This window comes from Micromonospora foliorum, from assembly GCF_022229015.1.
Taxonomy (GTDB): domain Bacteria; phylum Actinomycetota; class Actinomycetes; order Mycobacteriales; family Micromonosporaceae; genus Micromonospora; species Micromonospora foliorum.
Genome location: NZ_JAKKFF010000169.1, coordinates 1 through 18,468, shown reverse-complemented (window position 1 = coordinate 18,468; position 18,468 = coordinate 1). Strand labels below are relative to the sequence as shown.

Sequence of the window (18,468 nt, the reverse complement as noted above, 5' to 3'; positions counted from 1 at the left end):
GCCAGCTCGGCACACCGCCCAGTGCCGCGGATGACGACCCCCGGGCCGCTCGGAACGCATCGTCAGAGGAGGATCATGGTTGCCATCGGTCGGGTTCCCTGGACAACACCGGCGCGGGGGCGTGGTCGGCTGTCGCGCCTCGTCGCCGCCGCGGTCGCGGTGGTGGTCGGCGGCGCTCTGGCGGCTGTCGCGCCGACCGCCGCGTCAGCGGCGACGGTCGACACCAACGCGTACTACGTGCTGGTGAACCGCAACAGCGGTAAGGCGCTGGACGTCTACAACCAGGCGACGAACGACGGCGCGCGCATCACCCAGTGGGCGCGTAACGACGGCGCCTGGCAGCAGTGGCAGTTCGTGGACTCCGGTGGTGGCTACTACCGGCTGAAGTCGCGGCACTCGGGCAAGGTGCTCGACGTCTCCAACTTCTCCACCGCCAACGGCGCGTCGATCGTGCAGTGGTCTGACGGCAACGGAACCAACCAGCAGTTCCGCCTGGCGGACTCGGCCGGTGGTTACGTCCGGCTGATCAACCGGAACAGCAACAAGGTGATGGAGGTGCAGGGCGCCTCGACCGCCGACGGTGGCAACATCGTGCAGTACGACGACTGGGGCGGCACCAACCAGCAGTGGCAGCTCGTCCAGGTCGGCGGCGGCAACCCCGGCACCCCCGGCACGTCGTACTCGAACCCGGTGGTCTGGCAGGACTTCGCCGACGTCGACATCATCCGGGTGGACAACGCCTACTACATGTCGGCATCCACCATGCACTACTCGCCGGGCGCGCCGGTCCTGCGCTCGTACGACCTGGTGAACTGGGAGTTCGCCGGTCACTCCGTGCCCCGACTCGACTTCGGCTCGAAGTACGACATGAGCGGCGGTAACGCCTACGTCGACGGGATCTGGGCGTCGACGCTGAACTACCGGCCGAGCAACCGGACGTACTACTGGGCCGGGTGCATCGACTTCGCGCAGACCCACATCTACACCGCGTCCGCCGTCGACGGCACCTGGAGCAAGCACACCACCATCCCCAACTGCTACTACGACGCCGGGATGCTGATCGACGACAACGACACCATGTATGTGGCGTACGGCAACGGCACCATCAGCGTGGCGCAGCTGTCCGCGGACGGGAAGTCCCAGGTTCGTGCCCAGCAGGTGTACACCACGCCGTCGAGCATCGGGACGCTGGAGGGTGCCCGCTTCTACAAGCGCAACGGCGCCTACTACATCTGGCTCACCCGCCCGGCGAACGGCCAGTACGTGCTGAAGTCGACGAACGGCCCGTTCGGCCCGTACGAGCAGCGTCAGGTGCTGCTCAACCTGCCCGGCCCGATCTCCGGTGGCGGTGTGCCACACCAGGGTGGGCTGGTGCAGACCCAGAACGGCGACTGGTACTACATGTCCTTCGTCGACGCGTACCCCGGTGGTCGGATGCCGGCCATGGCCCCGATCACCTGGACCGGCGACGGCTGGCCCGTGCTGCAGACGGTCAACGGCACCTGGGGCAGCTCGTACCCGAAGCCGAACCTGCCCGCGCCGCCCCGGGCGGTCAAGCCGCTCACCGGCACCGACACGTTCGCCGGCACCACGCTCGGCCCGCAGTGGGAGTGGAACCACAACCCGGACAACAGCAGGTGGTCGGTGAACAACGGGCTGAACCTGCAGACCGCCACCGTCACCAGCGACCTGTACAAGGCGCGCAACACGCTCACCCACCGCATCCAGGGCCCCACCTCGACCGCGACCATCGAGTTGGACTACTCCACCATGCGCGACGGTGACCGCACCGGCCTGGCGGTGCTGCGCAACTCGTCAGCCTGGATCGGGGTCCGACGGGACAACGGGTCCACCCGGCTGGTCATGCAGAACGGCCTGACGATGGACGGCAGCTGGAACACCACGAGCACCGGCAGCGAGGTGGCGAGCACCGCCGTCTCCGGTGGCCGGATCTGGTTGCGCGCCAACGCCGACATCAGACCCGGCTCCGGCCGGCAGGCCCGTTTCTCGTACAGCACCGACGGGGTCAACTTCACCTCGTTCGGCAACGCCCTGACGCTGGCGAACAACTGGCAGTTCTTCATGGGCTACCGATTCGCCATCTTCAACCACGCGACACAGGCGCTCGGTGGCGCGGTCACCGTGCGCCGGTTCGACCTGACCACCCCGTGACACCAGTCACACGACGATCGGTCTGACCGGTGGCGCTGGCACCGCATGCCGGCCGGCATGTCGAGTCCGCGCCACCGCGTCGGGGCCTCGCCGGCCTGCTCCACGCTCTGTCCAGGAGCGGGGGCAGGCCGGCGTACCACGTCGGGGCCGTGCCTCGCGCCGGTTGGCCGCGTACTACGGGTGGGCACCGCGTCGGGCGGCTTCGGTGCCTGGCGCAGTCCCCGCACAGCGGTGCCGTGTTCGGAGCCGTTGCTGGCGTAGACTGTCGGCGATCCAGCGCTGGTCACCTGGGATTCAGCACCGGCGTGGTGACTGAGCGAGGGGGATCGGGCCGGACCGCTCCAGTCGACGTCGACGGGCCGCGGGCCGGAGATGTAGCGGGGGGAGTGAAATGGCCGTCCACGGTCCCGCGATGACGGACGTTGCTCGTCTCGCCGGTGTCTCCCATCAGACGGTGTCGCGGGTGCTCAACGGGCATCCCAACGTCCGTGAGCAGACCCGGCTTCGGGTGCGGGCGGCGATCGCCGAACTCGGCTACCGCCCCAACGGCGCGGCACGTGCCCTGGTGACCGGCCGATCGCAGGTCATCGGCGTGGTCGCGCAGAACACGACGCTCTACGGTCCGGCGTCGTTGCTGGCCGCGTTGGAGCAGACCGCCGCCGAGGAGGGTTTCGCGGTCAGCGTCGGCAGCGTGCGAAACCTGGACCACCGTTCCATCTCGGCGGCCGTCGAGCGGCACCTGTCGCACCGGGTCGCCGGGATTGTGGTCATCGCCCCGGTCGAGTCGGCCGGTGAGGCGTTGGAGCGCCTGCCCAAGGACGTCCCGCTGGTCACCGTCGACGGTGACCCGAACCGGCCGGTGCCGCTGGTGACGGTCGACCAGGTGGCGGGCGCCCGGGCGGCGACGCAGCACCTGCTCGACGCCGGGCACCGCACCGTCTGGCACGTCTCCGGGCCGACCGACTGGTTCGACAGCGTCGGCCGGATCGACGGCTGGCGGCAGGCGCTGCTGGCCGCCGGGCTGGATCCGCCGCCGCCGATGCCGGGGGACTGGTCCGCGGCGTCGGGTTACCGGTGCGGGCAGATGTTGGCGCGGATGCCGGAGGTCACCGCCGTCTTCACCGCCAACGACCACCTCGCGCTGGGCGTGCTGCGGGCGCTGCACGAGTTCGGCCGGCGGGTGCCGGACGAGATCAGCGTGGTCGGCTTCGACGACGTGCCGGAGGCGGCGTACTTCATCCCGCCGCTGACCACCGTCCGACCTGACTTCGACGCGGTGGCGCGGGCGAGCCTGCAGATGCTGCTGTCCCAGATCGAGTCGGGCACCGGTGGGGCGCTGCGGCAGACCGTCGCCCCGGCTCTGGTCGCGCGCCAGAGTGTCGCCCCACCGCGTCACTGACGGCCGGACCACCCGGAGGTCGCCTCGGCGCGGTTCAGTCCCGCCGCCGCTCCCCGCCGAGCGCCGCGCGACGGGTGCGGGGCCGTGCCAGCGTGCGTCAATTTCCGGCTTCGCCGCCGATAAGACGTGTCTCGATTGGTTGCTGAGTGTAGCCAATCGATGTCGGGCGATACGGCACCGCGCAGGTATTGAACCTCATGAAATGTGGCCGTAACATGATGGGCGTCTCTGTTAACGCTAACAAAAATTGGCGTCCAACTATCGGCGCACCGGCCAGGGATCGTGGTCGCGGGCGGGCGCCACCGACAAGGAGGCTCGATGAACCGCATTACCCGAGGTCGGCGCTGGGGGAGCGTACTGGCGGCCGGAATACTGCTCGCCGGCGCCCTGGTCGGCCTTCGCGCCCCGACCGCGCAGGCACTGGACAACGGCGTGGCGCGCACTCCACCCATGGGTTGGAATTCGTGGAACTCGTTCGGCTGCAACATCAACGAGGCGCTGATCCGGCAGACGGCGGACGCGATCGTCAGCAGCGGTATGCGGGACCTGGGCTACAACTACGTCGTGGTCGACGACTGCTGGTTCAACCCCAACCGGGACAGCTCCGGCAACATCCAGGGCGACCCCGGCCGGTTCCCCAGTGGGATGAAGGCGCTCGGCGACTACCTGCACGCCCGGAACCTGAAGTTCGGCCTCTACCAGGTGCCGGTCGACAAGACGTGCGCACAGTACTTCGGCGCCTACCCCGGCGCGACCGGCAGCCGTGGCCACGAGGTGCAGGACGCGCGCCAGTTCGCCGCCTGGGGTGTCGACTTCCTCAAGTACGACTGGTGCTCGCCGGAGGGCAGCATCAACGACCAGGTGGCCACCTTCGCCAAGATGCGTGACGCGCTGGCCGCCACCGGTCGACCGATCGTCTACAGCATCAACCCGAACAGCATCCACGCCAAGACCGGCCCGCAGCGCAACTGGGGCGACGTGGCCAACATGTGGCGAACCACCGAGGACATCACCAACGCGTGGGACACCGGCCAGAGCAACGGCTACCCGATGGGCATCCAGAACATCATCAACGTGACCGTTCCGCTGGCGTCCTACGCCAGGCCGGGCGGGTTCAACGACCCGGACATGATGGAGGTCGGCCGCGGCGGCATGAACGACACGGAGATGCGCAGCCACTTCGCGATGTGGGCGATCATGGCGTCTCCGCTGATCGCCGGCAACGACGTGCGGAACATGAACACCGCGACCCAGACCATCCTCAAGAACGCCAACCTGATCGCGATCAACCAGGACTCGCTCGGGTTGCAGGGGACGCAGGTGTCGTTCGACGGCACCCGCCGGGTGCTGGCCAAGCGGCTCGCCAACGGTGACGTCGCCGTCGCCCTGTTCAACCAGGGCGCCTCCACGACGACGATCTCGACCACGGCCGCGGCCATCGGAAAGTCCGGCTCGTCGTTCACCCTGGTGGACGCGTGGACCGGTGGCACCAGCTCCAGCAGCGGGGCCATCAGCGCCAGCGTCCCCGCGCACGGCACGGTGGTGTACCGGGTCAGCGGCGGCGGAACGACGACGCCGCCGCCGACCACGTCGAGCGCGTATGCCAGCGCCGCCTCCGGCCGCTGCCTCGACGTGCCGAACAGCAACACGACCAACGGCACGCAGCCGGTCATCTGGGACTGCAACGGTGCCGCCAACCAGCGCTGGACCAGCAGCGGTCAGACCCTGCAGGCCCTCGGTAAGTGCCTGGACGCGCCGCTCAACGCCGCGGCCGGCGCCAAGGTGCAGATCTGGGACTGCAACGGCGGGGCCAACCAGCAGTGGGCGGTCAACGCCAACGGCACGATCAGCAGCACGCAGTCGGGGCTCTGCCTGGACGTCAACAACAACGGCACGGCCAACGGCACCACGGTGATCCTCTGGACCTGCACCGGGGCGGCGAACCAGCGGTGGTCGCAGCGGTAGCCGCCGGGGCCCGTTGACCGCCCGGGTGGCGGCAACCCGCCCGATCCGGTAGTACTGGTGCCCGCGGACGGCAGACGTCGCCCGCGGGCACCCGTCTGTGCGGCGCGCGTCCTGCCCTTTCGGGGGACCGGCCGCATGGCTACGCTCGCCTGGATGCTCCGTTACGAGACCGTGACACCGGTATTTCGGATCTGGTGTTGACGCAATCTATGTGAGCGCTAACACTACCCGAAAGATGACAGTTGGCCCCGGCAGTCGGCGGGGGAGTCCAGAGAGGAGAAGCCCGTGGGCAGGAAATTCCTGGTTGCTCTCGGCGGCGCGGCACTGGCGCTGAGTTTGGCGGCGTGCAGTGGCGGGGGTGCGGGCAGCGGTGGCACCACCGGCGGCGAGAAGCCCAGCGAGTTGACCATCGGTGTGTCGATGCCGACCCAGACCTCGGAGCGGTGGATCGCCGACGGCAACGCGGTGAAGTCGAAGCTGGAGGCCAAGGGCTACAAGGTCGACCTCCAGTACGCCGGCGACGACATCCCCACGCAGTCGCAGCAGGTCGACCAGATGATCACCCAGGGTGCTGACGTCCTGGTCCTCGCGGCGATCGACGGCACCGCGCTCAGCAGCCAGCTGCAGGCAGCCGCGGCCGCGAAGATCCCGGTCATCTCCTACGACCGGCTCATCCGCGGCAGCAAGGACGTCGACTTCTACGTCAGCTTCGACAACTACAAGGTCGGCGTCGCCCAGGGCACCGCGCTGCTCGTCGGTCTCGGCCTGCTGAACAAGGACGGCTCGAAGGGCACCGCCAAGGGGCCGCTGAACGTCGAGCTCTTCGCCGGTTCGCTGGACGACAACAACACCCAGTACTTCTTCGGTGGCGCGATGGACACGCTGAAGCCGTTCATCGAGAACGGCACGCTTGTCGTCAAGTCCAAGCAGACCACCCCCGAGCAGGTAGCCATCCTGCGGTGGCAGCAGGAGACCGCGCAGAAGCGGATGGAGAACCTGCTCACCTCCAGCTACAACGACGGCTCGAAGGTCGACGGGGTGCTCTCGCCGTACGACGGCATCTCCCGCGGCATCATCACCGCCCTGCAGAACGCCGGCTACGGCAAGGGCGCGAAGAAGCTCCCCGTGGTGACCGGCCAGGACGCGGAGATCGCCTCGATCAAGCTGATCAACGACGGCGTGCAGAGCTCCACGGTCTTCAAGGACACCCGGCTGCTGGCCGAGCAGGCCGTGAACGCCGCCGAGGCGTTCCTGCAGAAGAAGCAGCCGCAGGCCAACGACACCCAGACGTACAACAACGGTGTCAAGGTCGTCCCGGCGTACCTGCTGCCGATCGCCACCGTCTACAAGGACGACATCAAGGCGACGCTGATCGACTCCGGCTACTGGACGGCGGAAGAGGTCGCCGCCGGTCAGGCCAAGAAGTAAGCCACTCGTCGGGCCCGGCGGTCACCCGCCGGGCCCGACGCCTGGGCGCGTACCGCGTCCAGACCTGACGGAGGACAGTGACCATGGACGACACCATCCTCGAGATGCGTCGCATCACCAAGACCTTCCCCGGCGTGACCGCGCTGGAGGACGTCACCCTCGCAGTGCGCCGCGGTGAGATCCACGCCATCTGCGGTGAGAACGGCGCCGGCAAGTCGACCCTGATGAAGGTGCTGTCCGGCGTCCACCCGTCCGGCTCGTACGACGGCGAGATCCTCTTCGACGGCAAGCCGATGCAGTTCCGCGGCATCCGCGACAGCGAGGCGAACGGCATCGTCATCATCCACCAGGAGCTCGCCCTGGTGCCGTACCTGTCGATCGCGGAGAACATCTTCCTCGGCAACGAGCGGCGTGGTCGCAGCGGCCTGATCGACTGGAACTTCGCCAACGCCGAGGCGGCGAAGCTGCTGGCGTCCGTCGGGCTGCACGAGAACCCGGTCACCCCGGTCATCCAGCTCGGCGTCGGCAAGCAGCAGCTGGTGGAGATCGCCAAGGCGCTGTCGAAGAAGGTGCGCCTGCTCATCCTCGACGAGCCGACCGCCGCGCTCAACGACATCGACTCGGCGCACCTGCTCGACCTGCTGCGGGCTCTCAAGGAGCAGGGCATCACCTGCATCATGATCTCGCACAAGCTCAACGAGATCACCGCCATCGCCGACTCCACCACGGTCATCCGGGACGGACGCGCGGTGGAGACCCTCGACATGAAGTCCGACGACGTGAACCAGCAGCGGATCATCCGGGGCATGGTCGGGCGCGACCTGGACAGCTTCTACCCCGACCGCGAGTCGTCCCCCGGCGACGAGGTTCTCCGCATCGAGGACTGGACGGTGCGTCACCCCGTCCAGGACCGGATGGTCGTCGAGGGCGTCGGCCTGTCCGTACGCGCCGGTGAGGTCGTCGGCATCGCGGGCCTCATGGGTGCCGGCCGTACCGAGCTGGCCATGAGCGTGTTCGGTCGGTCCTACGGGCGTGACATCCGGGGCCGGCTCTTCGTGCACGGGCGGGAGGTGCAGGCACGCACCGTCGCCGAGGCGATCGACAACGGCATCGCCTACGTCACCGAGGACCGCAAGCGCTACGGCCTCAACCTCATCGACGACGTGCGGCGCAACGTGTCCGCCGCCGCGTTGGACCGGTTGTCCCGCCTGGGCTGGGTGAACGGCAACGAGGAGATCAAGGTTGCCGAGGCGAGCCGCCAGGAGATGAACATCCGCACGCCAAGCGTCATGGCGGTGGTCGGCAAGCTCTCCGGCGGCAACCAGCAGAAGGTCGTGCTGTCGAAGTGGCTGTTCACCGACCCGGACGTGCTGATCCTCGACGAGCCCACCCGCGGGATCGACGTCGGCGCCAAGTACGAGATCTACACGATCATCAACCGGTTGGTGGCCGCCGGTAAGGCGGTGATCGTCATCTCCTCCGAGCTGCCGGAGCTGCTCGGCATGTGCGACCGCATCTACACCCTCGCCGCCGGCCGGATCACCGGCGAGATGCCGGTGGCCGAGGCGACTCAGGAGAGCCTCATGGAGCTGATGACCAAGGACAAGGAGCTCGTCGGATGACCAGCATCAAGACCCCTTCGACGGAGCGCCCCACGCCCCCGGACAGCACGCCCACCGCGGCCCTGCACAGCGGGACGAACGACCTGCGGGCGCTGGTGTTGAACAACCTGCGGCAGAGCGGGATCTACGTCGCCCTGGTCGTCATCGTCGCGCTCTTCGCGGTCCTGACCGACGGGGTGTTGCTGAGCCCCGGCAACATCACCAACATCGTCCTGCAGTACTCGTACATCCTGGTCCTCGCGATCGGCATGGTCATCCTGATCATCGGCGGGCACATCGACCTGTCGGTCGGATCGGTCGTCGCGCTCACCGGAGCGGTCTCCGCCGTCCTGGTGATCCAGCAGGGCCATCCCTGGTGGATCGGCGTCGTGGCCGCGCTTGTCGTCGGCGTCGCGGTCGGCGCCTGGCACGGCTTCTGGGTGGCGTACGCCGGCATTCCGGCCTTCATCGTGACGCTGGCCGGCATGCTGCTGTTCCGGGGTCTCACCCTGCGGGTGCTCGACAACATCTCGCTGTCGCCGTTCCCGTCCGAGTACCAGCAGGTCGCGGCGGGCTTCCTCAACGGCCTGCTCGGCGGGCAGGGCTTCGACGCCTTCACGTTGCTGATCGGCGCCATCGCCGTGGCCGGCTACGCGGTCAGCGGCTTCCGCACCCGGGTGGCGCGCATCCGCTACCAACAGCCCGTCGAGTCGTTCCCACTGTTCGTCGCCCGGGTCGTGCTGGTCGGCGCGGTCCTCATGTACTTCGCCTGGCAGTTGGCGCACGCCCGAGGGCTGCCGATCGTGCTGATCATCCTGGCGGTCCTCGTGCTGGTATACGGCCTGCTCACCCGGCGTACCGTCTTCGGTCGCCAGGTCTACGCGATCGGCGGCAACCTGTCGGCGGCGGCGCTGTCCGGGGTCAAGGTCCGCACCGTCAACTTCTGGATGTTCGTCAACATGGGCTTCCTGGCGGCGGTGGCCGGCGTCATCTACTCGTCGCGGTCGAACGGCGCCCAGCCCGCCGCCGGCAACATGTTCGAGCTGGACGCGATCGCCGCGGCCTTCATCGGCGGTGCGGCGGTCACCGGTGGCGTGGGCACCGTGGTGGGCGCGATGGTCGGTGGTCTGATCATGGCGGTGATGAGCAACGGCATGCAGTTGATGGGCATCGACCAGTCAACCCAGTCGGTGGTGAAGGGTCTCGTCCTGCTCGTCGCGGTCGCCTTCGACGTCTACAACAAGCGTCGCGCCGGCACGGCCCGCTGACGTCTGACGGTACGCACGTGCCCCCTGTCCGCGAGGCGGACAGGGGGCACGTGTCGTTCAGTGGCAGGTGCCGGTGCCACTGTCGGTGTAGGTCTGGCCGGCCACCGGTACGAACTGCCAGTCATAGCTGCCGGAGTGCAGGGTGAACTTCAGCAGGCCCCACGCCGAGCTGTTACGCGCCTCGCTGTTGGGCTGGATGGTGCCGAAGCTGTAGTGACCGGCGCCGCCCATCCCGGCGACGAAGCTGCGCAGTCCCCGGCTGGAGTCGGCGCCACCGGCCGGGTTCATCGGGGCAAACCGCTCGTACACGTGGTTGTGCCCCCACACCACGACGTCGGCGTTGTAGTCGTAGAGGGCCTGGTACAGCGGACGCGTCGACGTCGACGGCGCGTGGTTGGAGCTGGACGTGAACAGCGGGTGGTGCCAGTACGCGATGGTGCACGGCTTGCTGCTGGCGGCCAGGTCCGCACGCAGCCACTGCTCCTGCGTCGAGCCGGCCGACATGCTGATGTTCGAGTTCAGCGACACGATGTGCCAGTTGCCGAGGTCGAACGAGTAGTAACCGCGACCGCTCGGGCCGGCGGACGTACCGAAGTAGTTGTAGTAGCCGGTCGCCCCCGACGTGTTGTAGTCGTGGTTGCCCGGCGACGGGCGGGTGCGGGACTTGTGCCGACCCCAGGTGGGCTCGTAGTAGCTGTTGAACTGCGACGCCGTCCCGCTGTCGTAGACGTTGTCGCCGGTGGTGAAGACCGTTCCCGGGATGCTGTCGAGCAGCGTCGCGGTGGCGCTGTCGCCGGAGCCGGAGTCGGCGATGTCGCCGGCGCCGACGAACACCGGGTCACCCGACGGGGGTGGCGTGGTGGTCCCGGTGGTGACCACCAGTTGCGGGGCGTCCGCGCCACTCTCGCGGGTGTCGTAGTAGGCGCCGTCACCGCTGGCCGAGGTGGCACCGAAGCTGTACGTGCCGTTGCCGGTGACCGCGGCCGTGACGTCGACCTCGTACCAGGTGTTGCCGCTGACCGCGCCGATCGTGCCGAGCGTGGCCCCGTCGATGGCCGGCTGATTGTTCCAGGTGGTGCCGGTCTCCGACCAGGTCGTGTTCGACATCCGGCGGAACGTGCCGCCGGCGTCACTGCCGCTGTTGCCGCTGATCGTGCGCAGTCGCAACTTCGCGCCGGTCACCGTGCCGCTGACACCGCTCACGGTGAAGCGCAGGAACGAGCGCCGCACGGGCGAGTTGTCGACCACGACCTGCGTGGACGTGCCGTAGTTGGTGGCGGCCGTGTCGCTCTGGACGTAGGTGTCGGCGACCGGCGTGAAGGTCACGCTCGCCGCCGACGCCGCGCCAGCGCCGGTCACGACGACGGCGGCGGTAGCGGCGACGATCACCGTGACCACCCCCAGCGTCACCGACGGACGGGGGAATCGAATGTCCATCCAGGACTCCTTACCTCGTGGGAAGAGCGCATGGAATGTAGGAAGGTCGATGAGCCGGTGGGCGACGGGCGGATGAACAGTGCGTCCGGGCAGGCGAACACCTCGGTGTTGGGGACTCGTTCACCCGCACCTCGCCCGGATGCCGCCCGCGGTCCGTTGTGCGCTCTCCACTGAGTACGGACGATGGCTGACCGTCAGCCGTCGATCCGAGGAGATGCTCGTGTACCTGTCGACCGTCTCCCGACCGGTCGCCGACCAACCCGACGCGGGGCCCCGACGCCGCCGGTTCGCGGTGGTCAGTGGCAACGTCGTCGCGCTCGGCACGGTCAGTCTCATCACCGACGTGTCGGCCGAGATGGTGGCCGCGGTGCTGCCGCTCTACCTGGTGCTGGGCCTGCACCTCAGCCCGGTGGCCTTCGGCGTGCTGGACGGCGTCCACACCGGCGCCACCGCGCTGCTGCGGGTCGTCGGTGGGTTCGCGGCCGACCGGTGGCGGCGGCGCAAACTGGTCGCCGGCGTCGGGTACGCGCTCTCGGCGGTCGCCAAGCTCGGCCTGCTGCTCGCCGGCCGGTCGATCCCGGCGATCGGCGCGGTCATCGCCGTCGACCGGCTCGGCAAGGGGGTGCGCAGCGCGCCGCGCGACGCGCTGATCACGCTCTCCGCGCCGCCCGAGGCGCTGGGTCGGGCGTTCGGGGTGCACCGGGCGATGGACAGCGTCGGCGCGTTCCTCGGGCCGCTCGCCGCGTTCGCGGTTCTGCTGGTCGTCGGGCAGTCGTACGACGCGGTCTTCGTCACCAGCTTCTGCGTCGCGGCCCTGGCGGTCGTGGTGCTCGTGCTCTTCGTCCGGGAGCGGCCGGACGGCGAGCCGGCTGCCGGCGGGACGGCTGACGGGGCGGACGACCCGAAGGTCTCCGTCCGCGAGGCGTTCGGGCTGCTGCACGGCGGGCCCGCCCGCCGGCTGGTGCTGGCCGCCGCGATGCTCGGGCTGGCCACCATCGGGGACGGTTTCGTCTACCTGCTGCTGCAACGCCGGATGGACCTCGGCCTGCGCTGGTTCCCGCTGCTGGCGGTGGGCACCAGCCTGGCCTACCTGGTGCTCGCCGCCCTCCTCGGCGTGCTCGCCGACCGGATCGGTCGCCTGCCCGTGGTGATCGGCGGCTACACCGCCCTCGGTGCGACGTACCTGCTGTTGGCCGGCCCGGTCGACGGCTGGCCCCTGATCGTCCTGGCGCTGACGCTGTACGGCGCCTTCTACGCGGCCACCGACGGCGTACTCATCGCGCTCGCCGGCCCGGTGCTGCCGGCGCGACTGCGCACCACCGGAATCGCGCTGGTGCAGACCGGGCAGGCCCTCGCGTACCTCGTCTCCTCCGTGCTGTTCGGTCTGGCCTGGCAGTCGTGGGGGCCGGAGAACGCGATCCGCGCGGCGGCCCTGGCCGTCGCCGGCGTCCTGGTCGGCACGCTGCTCCTGCTGGCCTCCCCGTCCCGACTCACCACCCGGAGGGTGCCCCGATGACCGCGATGTCGACCCGAGCGAAGCTGGCCGTGGTGGTCACCTCGGCCGTGCTGCTGGGCGCGGTGGCGGCCGGCTACGCCGCCACGGCCGCGGAGGCTCCCCGGACGCCGCCGCCGGCCGGCGGCGAGCAGCCGGTCACCCTGGCGCCCGGGCCGCGCCTGCTGGCGATCACCGACCGGCACGTCTCCACCGTCGCCACGACCGACCCCGCCGGGCCGCGCACCGTCGCCGGCCTGGAATGCCTCCGGGTGTACGCCGCGGCCGGCACCGGGGTCTGCCTGAAACCGGAGACCGCGTGGTCGTACCAGGTTGTCGTGCTCGACGCGACGCTGCGCCAGACCCGGGCGGTCAGTGTGCCCGGTCTGCCGAACCGGGCCCGGGTCTCGGCCTCCGGCCGGATGGTCTCCTGGACCACGTTCGTCGGTGGCGACTCGTACACCTCCAGTGGCTTCTCCACCCGCACCGGGATCCTCGACACCCGCACCGGCGTCACGGTGGCCTCGCTCGAGGAGTTCGCGATCACCCGGGACGGCCGGGGCTACCGCAACCCGGACGTCAACTACTGGGGCGTGACCTTCACCGCCGACGACAACCGCTTCTACGCCACCATGGCCACCGGGGGGAGAAGGTACCTCGTCCGGGGTGACCTGGCCGCCCGTACGGTCGAGACGCTGAAGGAGAACGTCGAGTGCCCGTCGCTGTCACCGGACGGCACCCGACTCGCGTTCAAGGAGGCGGTCGACGCCGACCCGGCGAAGGGCTGGCGGCTGTCGGTCCTCGACCTGGGGAGCATGCGGGTCACCGCGACGGCCGAGACCCGCAGCGTCGACGACCAGGCCGCGTGGCTGGACGGCGGCAAACTGGCCTACACGCTGCGCCGGGACGATGGCCAGCCCGACGTCTGGGGCGTCCCGGCGGACGGGTCCGGCACGGCGACGCTGATGATCCCCGGCGCCGAGTCGCCGTCCCCGCTCACCTGAGGTTCCCACACCGAGCCCCGGCGGTCGGACACCTGAACGCCTTGCCGCGGACAGCATTCCGTCATGTCGGATTCCGCCCCGCACTCATCGCCGTTCATCGACGTTCCCGAGGCTGTTGACCATGACAAGGTTGAGCCGTCGCATCTTCGTCCTCGGTGGACTCGTGACCGCCGGAGTCGCGGTGACACCCCGCCAGGGTGCCCGCGCCGCGGTGCCGTACCCCTTCAAACTCGGTGTGGCGTCCGGTGACCCGGCGCCCGACAGCGTGGTCCTCTGGACCCGGCTGGCACCATCCCCGCTCAACGCCGACGGGCAGGGCGGCATGGCCAACGCCGACGTGACCGTGGAGTGGCAGGTGTCCACCACCGACCGGTTCACCTCGCTTGTCGCCTCCGGCTCGGTGGTCGCCCGCTACGCCGACGCGCACTCCGTGCACGCCATCGCGGGCGGGCTCGCCGCCGACTCCGATTACTACTACCGGTTCCGGGCCCAGGGCCAGATCTCGCCGGTCGGGCGGACCCGGACCGCCCCGGCGCCCAGCTCGTTCGGCCGCGACCTGGTGATGGCCTTCGCCTCCTGCGCCCACTACGAGGCCGGCTACTACACCGCGTACCGGCGGATGGCCGAGGACAACCCGGGCCTGATCCTGCACCTCGGCGACTACATCTACGAGGGTGGCGTCGGCACCTCCACAGTGCGGCAGCACGTCGGCGCCGAGATCGTGACGCTGGCGGACTACCGCCGCCGGTACGCGCTCTACAAGTCCGACCCGGACCTGCAGGCGGCGCACGCGGCGGCTCCCTGGCTGGTGGTGCCCGACGACCACGAGGTGGAGAACAACTACGCCAACATGGTCCGCAACGACAGCAGCCCCACGCTGACCGCCGCCCAGTGGACCGCCCGGCGGACCGCCGCGTACCGGGCGTACTACGAGAACATGCCGCTGCGACCGGCCTCCGCCGCCAGCGGCAACAGCATCCCGCTGTACCGGCGCGTCCGGTGGGGGCAGCTCGCCACCTTCCACATGCTCGACACCCGACAGTTCCGCGACGACCAGGCGTGCGGGGACGGCTGGAAGGTCTGCGCCGACGCGGACCTGGCCTCCCGGTCGCTGACCGGGGCGACCCAGGAGGCGTGGCTGCTCGACGGGCTGGCCCAGCGCTACGGCACCTGGGACATCCTCGGCCAGCAGGTCTTCTTCGCCCAGCAGCTCGACGCGAACGGGGCGGCGAGCATGGACGCGTGGGACGGCTACCGTGCCTCCCGCAGCCGCATCCAGACCGGTTGGCAGCAGCGTGGGGTACGCAACCCGCTGGTGCTCACCGGCGACGTGCACCGGTCGTGGGCCAACGACCTCAAGGCCGACTACGCCAACCCCTCCTCGGCCACCATCGGCACCGAACTGGTCTGCACCTCGATCAGCTCGACCGGCAACGGCAGCGGCAGCACGACGGTCCCGAACGCGGCGGCCAACCCGCACCTGAAGTTCTACTCGGACCGGCGCGGCTACGTCCGTACCACGATCAGCCGTAGCCAGGTCCGCGCGGACTTCCGCGCGGTGAACACGGTGACCGAGCACGGCGCGGCGGCATCCACCGTGCGCTCGTTCGTCATCCTCGACGGCCAGCCCGGCCTGCAGGCCGGGTAAGGGAGAGAACCACCATGACCGCGATCACCGCACTGCTCACCGCGTCCCTGCTGGTCCCGAACGTGGTGCCAGCCCCGACCGCCATGACCGCCGAGGCGGTCACCTGGACCACCGCGAACAGCGTCGCCACCGGCGACCAGGATCTACCCTCCATCGCCATGAACCGCAACGGTCACGTCGCCGTGGTCTGGGAGGACGACCGGGACAGCACCGCCCCGGAGGACGACACCCACAGCGAGGTCTACCTGCGGCTGTTCCGCGACGGCACACCCGCGTACGAGCTGAAGCTCTCCACCGGCGGGACCAGCGGGGCCGCCTGGCGACACATCAGCCCCGACGTGGGGCTCGACGACCGCGGCAACGCCGTGGTGGTCTGGGCCGCCGACGGTGACGGCAACGGCGTCTACAACATCCAGTACCGGGTGGTGTCGCCCGCCGGCGCGGTGCTCGGCTCCGGGCAGGCCAACGCCAGCGACGCCGGGCAGCAGATCTGGCCGAAGGTCTCGGTCGACCCGGACGGCGCGCCCACCAACGCCGCCGCCGTCGGCTTCACAGTGGTCTGGGAGGACGTGCAGGGAACCGCTCCGGCCACCGTCAAGGCCGCCGGCTTCACCGCGGCCACCACCAAGGCGTACGAGGTGACGGCCTCGCAGACGACGGGCACCCACCACCGTCCCGACGTGGCGGTGTCCGCCTCCGGCGAGGCGCTCGTGGTCTGGGACGAGGACGCCGACGCGAACGGCTCGTACAACATCGGGTTGACCCGGCTGGCCCGGTCCAACGGTGCCGTGGCGCTGTCGCGGCGGACGGCCAACGCGCAGAGCGGCGGGCAGCAGCAGCGTGCCTCGGTCGCGGCGAACTTCGCCGGTGACTTCACCGTCGGCTGGGAGTCCGACCACACCGGCACGCGAGGTGTCTGGTCCCGGTCGTTCACCGCGACGGGCACGGCCCGGCATGACGAGGTTCAGGTCTCCACCGGCACCGGTGCCGTCGCCCCCGGCGTCGGCATCGACGACCAGGACAACGTGGTGGTGGGCTGGACGGTGTCCGGCGCCAACCCGGACGTCTGGGCGCGGGGCCTCAACCCGGACGGCACCTCCACCGGCCGGCTGGCCGCCCAGGCGCTGAGCCAGACCACGACGGGTCGCCAGGAGCACGTCGCGGTCGCCGCGTCGCCCTGGGGCGAGGTGAGCGTCTGCTACACCGACGACAACGACGGCAACGCCTTCGACCAGGTGCTTCTCGGCCTGGGGACGACGAACTCCACCTGGCTGATGTCCGCCGACGAGCTGCGCCGACTGAAGGCGCGGGCGGGCGTCACGACCCACTGAGCCGGGCGCGATCCACTCGGGTTCGGTGAAAGTCGCGGTGTCCCGCTACCGGGGCACCGCGACTTCGGTACCACCGAGTCGATCAACCGAATAGCAGGTCGAGGTGGGCGTCCAGCGCCCCCAGCGCCTGGTCGGCGGTGTACTGCCCGCCCAGCAGGTAGACACCGAGCCCCTCCATCAGCGCCAGCAGGCCGGCCGCTGCGGCGGCGCCGTGGCGATCGGGCAGGACGCTGGCGATGAACCCGGTGAACTGCGCGGTGTCCTCGTGCAGGCGGGGCGCGGTCGACGGCCGCACCGCCGTGTAGGCGAGGAACGCGAGCGCCACCCGCCCGTCGTCGCGGGTGCGCTCGTCGAGCGGCAACAGCGCGGCGAGCATCGTGCGCAGCAGCAGCCGAGGCGACGGGCTCTCGCCCAGCCGCGCCACCGCCTCGGTGACCCGGAGTTGGCTGCGCTCGCGCACCACGCTCAACGCGAACGCCATCATCTCGTCCTTGGTCCGGAAGTAGTGCTGGACCATCCCGGCGGACACGCCGGCCTCGGCAGCCACGTGTCGGAGGCTGACGGCCTCCAGGCCCTGGTCCGCGGCGACCCGCATCAGCGCGTCCGCGATGAGGGTGCGTCGCTCCTGGTGATCGACCTTCTTGGGCATGGCCTCGATCGTTTCACAGTGGGTGGTCCGGACACTCCGCCAGCGGCGGCGATTACCGGCTGACGGTGTGGCTCACGGGGGTGCCCCGCGCGCTGCGCAGCAGGCCGTCCGGGTCGTCGGCGTACAGTCGCAGCTCGTTCATCGGCGTCGACCCGGTCTTCGGCAGGTCGAAGGTCAGCGGCCGGCGCAGCAGGACGTCGATGCTGGTCTGGCTGCCGACCGCGATGGACACCACCTGACGGTCGCCCTCCTGCTCCACCTGCACCGATTTGCTCGACGGCAGCGAGCGGTAGCGCCTGCGCAGGGCTTCGACGTCCGTCCACGGGATCCAGATGTCGACGCCCCAGCTGAGCCGCACCCGCAGGCCCCGGTCGCCCACGACGTGCGGATGGATCGTCATGCTGGCGAACAGGCCGATCATCCACAGCAGACCCCAGATGCCGAGGCCCAGCACGATCCAGCGGGCGGGCCGCCACGGCACCACGTGGGTGACCACGATGTCGAAGATCGGGATCTCCACGACCGACAGGCCGATGAAGATGCCCAGGATCGGCTTGACCACGCCGAGGTAGCCGAACGGCTCGTCGCCGGGCTCCAGCGGCAGTGGGCGGCGGCGCGCCCACACGTACAGGCTGCGCCACGTCGCGGCCTCGGCCTCGGCCGCCCGACGCAGCAGCGGGCCCACCCGCGCCCTGGTCGGCGTCCTGGTGTCGGTCATGGTCGTCCTTTCGCTCGGGGCCGACGGTCAGTGCAGCGTGACGGTTCCGGCGCCGCCGTCCACCGTGACGAGCTGCCCCGTGGTGATGGTCCGGGTGGCGTCCGGCACGCAGATGACGGCCGGAATGCCGTACTCACGGGCCACCGTCGGGCCGTGCGCCATGATCGCGCCGGTCTCGGTGACCAGCGCCGCCGCGGTGAGGAACAGCGGGGTCCAGCCGGGGTCCGTGGTCGCGGCCACCAGGACGTCGCCGGGCTCGACGTGGGCGGTGCCCGGGTCGTGGACGACCCGGGCGGGGCCGGTCACCCGGCCCGCCGACGCACCCACGCCGGCGAGCGTCCCGTCGCCGGCCGGCG

At 70.0% G+C, this 18,468-nt stretch carries 14 protein-coding genes; 10 read left to right on the top strand and 4 right to left on the bottom strand.

Annotated elements, in window-relative coordinates:
• Nucleotides 1–75: 75 nt before the first annotated feature.
• The 6 genes from PSH25_RS13965 to mmsB all read left to right on the top strand — a co-directional run bounded on the left by PSH25_RS13965 (nucleotide 76) and on the right by mmsB (nucleotide 9,833).
• A complete protein-coding gene (locus PSH25_RS13965) occupies nucleotides 76–2,172 on the top strand; it encodes an RICIN domain-containing protein (RefSeq protein WP_238659507.1) in 2,097 nt (698 codons plus the stop codon).
• A gap of 412 nt (nucleotides 2,173–2,584) precedes the next feature.
• Nucleotides 2,585–3,571, top strand: coding sequence for a LacI family DNA-binding transcriptional regulator (locus PSH25_RS13960; RefSeq protein WP_238659506.1), 987 nt, complete (start codon nucleotides 2,585–2,587; stop codon nucleotides 3,569–3,571).
• A gap of 318 nt (nucleotides 3,572–3,889) precedes the next feature.
• The gene (locus PSH25_RS13955; protein ID WP_238659505.1) at nucleotides 3,890–5,536 is read left to right on the top strand and encodes a glycoside hydrolase family 27 protein; all 1,647 of its coding nucleotides are present in this window, start codon (nucleotides 3,890–3,892) and stop codon (nucleotides 5,534–5,536) included.
• A 285-nt stretch (nucleotides 5,537–5,821) separates the two neighbouring features.
• On the top strand, nucleotides 5,822–6,964 hold the full coding sequence (gene chvE / locus PSH25_RS13950) for a multiple monosaccharide ABC transporter substrate-binding protein (protein WP_238659504.1): 1,143 nt from the start codon (nucleotides 5,822–5,824) through the stop codon (nucleotides 6,962–6,964).
• A gap of 83 nt (nucleotides 6,965–7,047) precedes the next feature.
• Entirely contained in the window at nucleotides 7,048–8,586 is a 1,539-nt protein-coding gene (gene mmsA / locus PSH25_RS13945; protein WP_238659503.1) for a multiple monosaccharide ABC transporter ATP-binding protein, read from the top strand.
• Complete coding sequence (mmsB, locus tag PSH25_RS13940) at nucleotides 8,583–9,833, top strand: multiple monosaccharide ABC transporter permease (protein ID WP_238659502.1); 1,251 nt, start codon at nucleotides 8,583–8,585, stop codon at nucleotides 9,831–9,833. The genes mmsA and mmsB overlap by 4 nt, the downstream gene beginning before the upstream one ends.
• A gap of 57 nt (nucleotides 9,834–9,890) precedes the next feature.
• On the opposite strand, the gene PSH25_RS13935 is transcribed toward mmsB, so the two are convergent.
• Nucleotides 9,891–11,270: a CBM96 family carbohydrate-binding protein gene (locus PSH25_RS13935; RefSeq protein ID WP_238659501.1), complete on the bottom strand. Its 1,380-nt coding sequence runs from the start codon at nucleotides 11,268–11,270 to the stop codon at nucleotides 9,891–9,893.
• Nucleotides 11,271–11,484: 214 nt separating this feature from the next.
• Here PSH25_RS13935 and PSH25_RS13930 point away from each other — a divergent pair, with 214 nt between their 5' ends.
• From PSH25_RS13930 to PSH25_RS13915, 4 genes are all read left to right on the top strand, one after another.
• The gene (locus PSH25_RS13930) at nucleotides 11,485–12,786 is read left to right on the top strand and encodes an MFS transporter (RefSeq protein ID WP_441005352.1); all 1,302 of its coding nucleotides are present in this window, start codon (nucleotides 11,485–11,487) and stop codon (nucleotides 12,784–12,786) included.
• On the top strand, nucleotides 12,783–13,766 hold the full coding sequence (locus PSH25_RS13925; RefSeq protein WP_238659499.1) for a TolB family protein: 984 nt from the start codon (nucleotides 12,783–12,785) through the stop codon (nucleotides 13,764–13,766). Before PSH25_RS13930 ends, PSH25_RS13925 begins: the two co-directional genes overlap by 4 nt.
• A 121-nt stretch (nucleotides 13,767–13,887) precedes the next feature.
• Nucleotides 13,888–15,414 carry an alkaline phosphatase D family protein gene (locus PSH25_RS13920; protein ID WP_238659498.1) on the top strand — a complete coding sequence of 509 codons (1,527 nt, stop codon included), beginning with the start codon at nucleotides 13,888–13,890 and terminating at the stop codon, nucleotides 15,412–15,414.
• A 14-nt stretch (nucleotides 15,415–15,428) separates the two neighbouring features.
• Nucleotides 15,429–16,745: a hypothetical protein gene (locus tag PSH25_RS13915; RefSeq protein ID WP_238659497.1), complete on the top strand. Its 1,317-nt coding sequence runs from the start codon at nucleotides 15,429–15,431 to the stop codon at nucleotides 16,743–16,745.
• Nucleotides 16,746–16,827: 82 nt separating this feature from the next.
• Here PSH25_RS13915 and PSH25_RS13910 read toward each other — a convergent pair whose 3' ends face one another.
• The 3 genes from PSH25_RS13910 to PSH25_RS13900 all read right to left on the bottom strand — a co-directional run.
• On the bottom strand, nucleotides 16,828–17,394 hold the full coding sequence (locus PSH25_RS13910) for a TetR/AcrR family transcriptional regulator (RefSeq protein WP_238659496.1): 567 nt from the start codon (nucleotides 17,392–17,394) through the stop codon (nucleotides 16,828–16,830).
• 52 nt (nucleotides 17,395–17,446) lie between these two features.
• Entirely contained in the window at nucleotides 17,447–18,112 is a 666-nt protein-coding gene (locus PSH25_RS13905; RefSeq protein WP_238659495.1) for a hypothetical protein, read from the bottom strand.
• 27 nt (nucleotides 18,113–18,139) lie between these two features.
• Nucleotides 18,140–18,468, bottom strand: a 329-nt coding sequence (locus PSH25_RS13900) for a PEP-utilizing enzyme (protein WP_238659494.1), incomplete at its 5' end; no start/stop codon positions are given.

What these genes read in the sequence shown, in the direction of transcription:
- PSH25_RS13925 (WP_238659499.1), top strand. Translation starts at nt 12,783, where the DNA reads ATGACCGCGATGTCGACCCGAGCGAAGCTGGCCGTGGTGGTCACCTCG.
- PSH25_RS13965 (WP_238659507.1), top strand. Translation starts at nt 76, where the DNA reads ATGGTTGCCATCGGTCGGGTTCCCTGGACAACACCGGCGCGGGGGCGT.
- PSH25_RS13930 (WP_441005352.1), top strand. Translation starts at nt 11,485, where the DNA reads ATGCTCGTGTACCTGTCGACCGTCTCCCGACCGGTCGCCGACCAACCC.
- PSH25_RS13915 (WP_238659497.1), top strand. Translation starts at nt 15,429, where the DNA reads ATGACCGCGATCACCGCACTGCTCACCGCGTCCCTGCTGGTCCCGAAC.
- PSH25_RS13935 (WP_238659501.1), bottom strand. Translation starts at nt 11,270, where the DNA reads ATGGACATTCGATTCCCCCGTCCGTCGGTGACGCTGGGGGTGGTCACG.
- mmsB (WP_238659502.1), top strand. Translation starts at nt 8,583, where the DNA reads ATGACCAGCATCAAGACCCCTTCGACGGAGCGCCCCACGCCCCCGGAC.
- PSH25_RS13920 (WP_238659498.1), top strand. Translation starts at nt 13,888, where the DNA reads ATGACAAGGTTGAGCCGTCGCATCTTCGTCCTCGGTGGACTCGTGACC.
- PSH25_RS13910 (WP_238659496.1), bottom strand. Translation starts at nt 17,394, where the DNA reads ATGCCCAAGAAGGTCGATCACCAGGAGCGACGCACCCTCATCGCGGAC.
- mmsA (WP_238659503.1), top strand. Translation starts at nt 7,048, where the DNA reads ATGGACGACACCATCCTCGAGATGCGTCGCATCACCAAGACCTTCCCC.
- PSH25_RS13955 (WP_238659505.1), top strand. Translation starts at nt 3,890, where the DNA reads ATGAACCGCATTACCCGAGGTCGGCGCTGGGGGAGCGTACTGGCGGCC.
- PSH25_RS13960 (WP_238659506.1), top strand. Translation starts at nt 2,585, where the DNA reads ATGACGGACGTTGCTCGTCTCGCCGGTGTCTCCCATCAGACGGTGTCG.
- PSH25_RS13905 (WP_238659495.1), bottom strand. Translation starts at nt 18,112, where the DNA reads ATGACCGACACCAGGACGCCGACCAGGGCGCGGGTGGGCCCGCTGCTG.